At 71.9% G+C, this 5,142-nt stretch carries 3 protein-coding genes and 1 pseudogene; 1 reads left to right on the forward strand and 3 read right to left on the reverse strand.

Annotation, left to right across the window (positions count from 1 at the left end; translation table 11 throughout):
• A pseudogene (locus ABZ641_RS25275) lies at positions 1-953 on the reverse strand (cbb3-type cytochrome c oxidase subunit I); the annotation flags it as partial.
• An 80-nt stretch (positions 954-1,033) separates the two neighbouring features.
• A complete protein-coding gene (locus tag ABZ641_RS25280) occupies positions 1,034-1,915 on the reverse strand; it encodes a cytochrome c oxidase subunit II (protein ID WP_344626703.1) in 882 nt (293 codons plus the stop codon).
• A 340-nt stretch (positions 1,916-2,255) separates the two neighbouring features.
• Here ABZ641_RS25280 and ABZ641_RS25285 point away from each other — a divergent pair, with 340 nt between their 5' ends.
• Positions 2,256-3,722, forward strand: coding sequence for an aminotransferase class V-fold PLP-dependent enzyme (locus ABZ641_RS25285; protein WP_359985169.1), 1,467 nt, complete (start codon positions 2,256-2,258; stop codon positions 3,720-3,722).
• 28 nt (positions 3,723-3,750) lie between these two features.
• Here the strand turns inward: ABZ641_RS25285 and ABZ641_RS25290 are convergent, their stop codons facing one another.
• Positions 3,751-4,725 (reverse strand): carbohydrate kinase family protein, encoded by a 975-nt coding sequence (locus ABZ641_RS25290; protein WP_344626701.1) that lies wholly within the window; start codon positions 4,723-4,725, stop codon positions 3,751-3,753.
• Positions 4,726-5,142 lie beyond the last annotated feature (417 nt).

The following is a 5,142-nucleotide window of genomic DNA, read 5'->3' on the forward strand; positions in this document are numbered from 1 at the left end:
AAGAACTTCACACCGGTCGGCACCGCGATCAGGAAGGTCATGAAGGAGAAGAACGGCAGCAGCACCTGGCCGGTGACGTACATGTGGTGCGCCCACACCGTCACGGACAGACCGGCGATCGCGATGGTGGCCGCGATCAGGCCGGAGTAGCCGAACATCGGCTTGCGGCTGAAGACCGGGACGATCTCCGACACGATGCCGAAGAACGGCAGCGCGATGATGTAGACCTCGGGGTGGCCGAAGAACCAGAAGAGGTGCTGCCACAGCATGGCGCCGCCGTTGGCCGGGTCGAAGACGTGCGCCCCGAACTTGCGGTCCGCCTCCAGGGCGAACAGGGCGGCGGCCAGGACCGGGAAGGCCAGCAGGACCAGCACGGCGGTCAGCAGGACGTTCCAGACGAAGATCGACATCCGGAACATCGTCATGCCGGGGGCGCGCATGCAGATGATGGTGGTGATGAAGTTGACCGCACCGAGGATGGTGCCGAAGCCGGAGAAGGCCAGGCCCATGATCCACATGTCGGCGCCGACGCCCGGCGAACGGACGGCGTCGGACAGCGGCGAGTAGGCGAACCAGCCGAAGTCGGCCGCGCCCTGCGGGGTCAGGAAGCCCGCCACCGCGATGATGGAGCCGAACAGGTAGAGCCAGTAGGCGAACATGTTCAGACGCGGGAAGGCGACGTCGGGAGCGCCGATCTGGAGCGGCATGATCCAGTTCGCGAAGCCCGCGAAGAGCGGGGTGGCGAACATCAGCAGCATGATCGTGCCGTGCATGGTGAACGCCTGGTTGAACTGCTCGTTCGAGAGGATCTGGGTCCCCGGACGGGCGAGTTCGGCGCGCATGACCAGGGCGAGGACGCCGCCGATCAGGAAGAAGGCGAACGAGGTCGCCAGGTACATCGTGCCGATCGTCTTGTGGTCGGTGGTGGTGAGCCACTTGATGATCGCGTTGCCCCGCTTGTTGACACGGGCGCTCTTGCCGGCCGTGACGCCCCCGGCGCCCCCGCCGGCCGCGGCGGGCTCGTTGAGGATGGTCACTTCTCTTCACTTCCCGTGGTCTTCTCACCGGCGGCGTGGCCGGCTCCGAGGATGCCCGCGGGCACCGCGCCGGACTGGCCCTTGGCCCGAAGCTCCTTCAGGTGCTGCTCGTACTGGTCGTGGGTGACGACCTTGACGTTGAACAGCATCCGGGAGTGGTCCTGGCCGCAGAGCTCGGCGCACTTGCCGGCAAAGGTACCGAAGGAGGTCGGGGTCACCTGGAACTTGTTCACCACGCCCGGCACGACGTCCATCTTCATGAGGAAGTTGACGGGCCAGAAGTCGTGGATCACGTCGTTGGAGGTCAGGACGAACTCCACCGACTCGTTGATCGGCAGGTACAGGGTGGGCACCTCGGCCGGCGTGCCGACGTCGTACGCGGCGTTGGTGTTGGCCGGGTCCGGGATCTCGGTGTTCTCGTAGTTGAACGCCCAGTTCCACTGGAAGCCCACCACGTTGACCACGTGCTGCGGCTTCGCGCTGACCGCGGTCAGGCGCGTCTCGTCGCGGGCGACGAAGTAGAAGAGCACCGAGACGATGACGAGGGGGACCGCGGTGTACAGCGCCTCGATGGGCACGTTGTACCGGGTCTGAGCGGGGATCTCCACCTTGGTGCGGCTACGCCGGTGGAAGATCACGCTCCAGAGGATCAGACCCCACATCAGTGCGCCCACTGCCAGCGCCGCGATCCACGAGCCCTGCCACATGTGGAGGACCAGGGGGCCTTCCTCGGTGACGGGCGAGGGGAGGCCAAGCCTGGGGAGGTCGTTGGCCGAGCAGCCGGTGGCGGTCGCGATGACGAGGCCCAGTGCCAGCGCCTGAGGCAGCTTCCGCCGCATCGTGCGCCGCGGCGAGCGGTCGGAGCCGTTGGGACTCACGTAGCGCCTTCCCGAAGTCTCGCCCGCGATCGCGCCGCCTCCGGGAGTGCTGTTCGCCTCCCCGGCGACCCGGCCACGGGCACGGTTTGAATGCTTATGCGGGCCAAACGCTACTGCATCCTTATGCGGCACTCACGAGCAGCCCCCGCTAACGCGCCGCCCGCCTACCCGATCAGCCCCGGCAGGCATTCCGGTGCAGGTCATGGCAGGCATTCGAGGGTCCCACACCCGATCGGGGGACTCGACTGCGACACACGGGTGACGGATCGTCGCACCGGACGAATGCGGCGAAATCGGGTGCCGACCCGGGCCGCGGGCCGGGCGGGGATAGCGTGGAAGGGTGTCGTACTTCGATGTGGCCTCCACCGCACCCCTGCACCCCGTCGCCCGGCAGGCGCTGAACGCGGCGATCGACGAGGGGTGGGCCGACCCTGCACGGCTCTACCGCTCCGGGCGGCAGGCCCGCATGCTCCTGGACGCCGCCCGCGAGGGAGTCGCGGCGGACCTCGGCGCCCGGGCGGACGAGATCTCCTTCACCGCGAGCGGCACCCAGGCCGTCCAGCTCGGCATCCTCGGCGCATTGCGCGGCAACCGCCGCCGCGGCGCCCACCTGGTGCACTCCGCGGTCGAGCACTCCAGCGTGCTGCACACCGCCGAGCTGCACGAGGCCCAGGGCGGCGAGGTGGGCGTCGTCCCGGTCGACCGGCACGGCCGGGTGAAGGCCACCCAGTTCGCCGCCCGGCTGACCGACGCCACCGCGCTCGCCGTGCTGCAGAGCGCCAACCACGAGGTCGGCACCGTCCAGCCGGTGGAGGAGGTCGCCGACCTGTGCGGCAACGTCGGCATCCCGCTGCTGGTGGACGCCGCCCAGAGCGCCGGCCGGCTGCCCGTCCCGCACGGCTGGTCGCTGCTGACCGCCAGCGCCCACAAGTGGGGCGGGCCGGCCGGCGTCGGCGTCCTCGCCGTCCGCAAGGGCGTGCGCTACGCCTCGCCGCTGCCCTCCGACGAGCGCGAGCGCGGCCGGGTGCCCGGCTACGTCAACGTGCCGGCGATCGTCGCGGCCGCCGCCTCGCTGCGCGCCGTCCGCGCCGAGGCCGAGCAGGAGAACGCCCGGCTGCACGCGCTGGTGGAACGCATCCGCACCCGGGTGCCCGCACTGGTGCCGGAGGTCGAGGTGGTCGGCGACCCGGTGCGCCGGCTCCCCCACATCGTCACCTTCTCCTGCCTGTACGTGGACGGCGAGGTGCTGCTCGGCGAGCTGGACAAGGCCGGGTTCGCGGTCTCCTCGGGCTCCTCCTGCACCTCCTCCACGCTGACGCCGAGCCACGTGCTGGCGGCGATGGGGGTGCTGACCGAGGGCAACGTGCGGGTCTCGCTCCCGTACGGCACCGCGGAGGAGGACGTGGAGCGCTTCCTCGCCGCGCTGCCCGGGCTGGTCGCGGCGGTCCGGGCCCCGCTCGGGCTCGACCTTCGGCTGCCCGCAGCGGAACCGGAACCGGAGCCGGTGGTGCGCACGGCGGATCCGTCGGCCGATCCGTCGGCGGAGCCGGAGCCCGCGGGAGAGGCGGAGGCGCTGGTGCTGGACGCCCTCGGCAAGCGCTGCCCGCTGCCGGTGATCGACCTCGCCCGGCGGATCGGCGAGGTGCCGCCGGGCGGCACCGTCGTGGTGCTCGCCGACGACGAGGCGGCCCGGCTGGACATCCCGGCCTGGTGCGACATGCGGGCCCAGGAGTACCTGGGCGAGGCCCCGGCCGCGCGGTACGGCGCCGACCGGGGCACGGCCTACCTGGTGCGCCGGACGGACTGACCGCCCGCCCGGCCGCGACCGGGCGGGGTCAGGCCAGCTTCGCGCGGACCTCGGCCGCCGCCTCGTCGCCGTACGCGGCGGCGAAGCGGTCGGTGAAGTGGGCGCGGCGCAGCTCGTACTCCTGGGTGCCGACGGTCTCGATCACCAGGGTGGCGAGCATGCAGCCGACCTGGGCGGCGCGCTCCAGGCCGAGGCCCCAGGAGACGCCCGCGAGGAAGCCGGCGCGGAAGCCGTCGCCGACGCCGGTCGGGTCGGCCTTGCGCTCCTCGGCGGGGCAGCCGACGGTGATCGCCGGCTCGCCCTTGCGCTCGATCCGGACGCCCTTGGGGCCGAGCGTGGTGACCCGGGTGCCGACGCGGTCCAGCAGCTCGTCGGCGGCCCAGCCGGTCTTGGACTCGATGAGCGCGGCCTCGTACTCGTTGGTGAAGAGGTACGCGGCGCCGTCGACGATCTCGCGGATGTCGTCGCCCTCCAGGCGGGCCAGCTGCTGGGAGGGGTCGGCGGCGAAGGCGTAGCCGCGGCTGCGGCACTCCTGGGTGTGGCGGACCATCGCCTGCGGGTCGTCGGCGCCGATCAGGACGAGGTCGAGGCCGCCGACGCGGTCGGCGATCGGCTTGAGCTCGATGTTGCGGGCCTCGGCCATCGCGCCGGTGTAGAAGGAGGCGATCTGGTTGTGGTCCAGGTCGGTGGTGCACATGAAGCGCGCGGTGTGGCGGGTCTCGGAGATGTGCACGGAGGCGGTGTCCACGCCGTTGCGCTCCAGCCAGCTCCGGTACTCGTCGAAGTCCGCGCCGGCCGCGCCGACCAGGACCGGGCGCAGGCCCAGGACGCCCATGCCGAACGCGATGTTGGGGCCGACGCCGCCGCGCCGGATGTCGAGGGTGTCGACCAGGAAGGAGAGCGAGACGGTGTGCAGCTGCTCCGCGACGAGCTGGTCGGCGAAGCGGCCGGGGAAGGTCGTCAGGTGGTCGGTGGCGATCGAGCCGGCGACGGCGATACGCACGGGAGTCTCCTCGGGAGGCCTGGTGACGGCGGTGGCCTGGTGCGGCCGGAAGCAGTGGTGGACCCACCTACGGTACAGCCACCCCGGCCGGAAACCCGGACGACCCGAACCGGTACTACCCCGCAGTAGCCCTGGTGGGGCGCCCGGCGGCGGCCTAGGGTCGCAGCACGGGGGCCGGTCGGCCGGTCCCCGGCCATGCGTGCCGCGGCGACGAGGCCGCGGCCCGGCGATCGGAGCGATGACAGCGATGATGCCCACCCAGCCCCCCGCAGTCCGCCCGGGTGCCCTCGGCGGCGAGGCCGACTTCGAGAGCCTCGACGCCCTGGTCAGCTCCTCGCGCCGGCTCGGCCGGTTCTGGCCGCCGCTCGCGGCCGGCCCGCAGCCCGCCGCCGCCCTGCTGGAGGACCCGGAGACCGG

This window comes from Kitasatospora sp. NPDC007106, from assembly GCF_040634455.1.
GTDB classification, from domain to species: domain Bacteria; phylum Actinomycetota; class Actinomycetes; order Streptomycetales; family Streptomycetaceae; genus Kitasatospora; species Kitasatospora arboriphila.